The following is a 552-nucleotide window of genomic DNA, read 5'->3' on the forward strand; positions in this document are numbered from 1 at the left end:
TCGAGGCGATGAGCCGCACCCTGTGCCCAGCAGTGCAAAGCCCTACGGCCTTGCACGCGTCTGCCGGATCTGGCGCAGCGCGAGAGCGAGCGTCTATCGGCACCGCCATCCAGGGCCAACACGACAGAGGCCCGGTCCAGCAGGACCGATGTCGGATGCAGCTCTACTGGAACGGATCCGTGGCGTCCTCTCCGACAGCCCTTTCCATGGCGAAGGTCACGGAAAGTCTGGGCCCGGTTGCGGATCGGCGGCATCCGCACGTCGCTGCGCCGAGCACTGCGGCTCATGCGCGAGAACGACCTGCTGGCGCCCGGCCGGGTCGGTCAACCGCGCGCACCGCGCAACCATGACGGCACCATCATTCCCGATGCGATCGACATGATGTGGGGACCGACCTGGACGGCAGAAGGCCAGGCGGCGGTCTTCATTGCGGTCGATCACCACAACGCTGAGTGCGTCGGCGTTCATGCCGCCCGACGTGGGACCCGTTTTGAAGCCCTCGAACCGCTGCGCCAGGGCGTACGACGGCACTTCGGCGCCATCGGCAAGGAT

The 552-nt window shown here is 67.0% G+C and carries 1 pseudogene; it reads left to right on the top strand.

The features are described 5' to 3' along the window. Positions 1-552, top strand: a pseudogene (locus GSQ92_RS16435) (IS3 family transposase); the annotation flags it as partial.

Source organism: Acidisoma sp. S159 (assembly GCF_009766125.1).
Classification (GTDB): domain Bacteria; phylum Pseudomonadota; class Alphaproteobacteria; order Acetobacterales; family Acetobacteraceae; genus Acidisoma.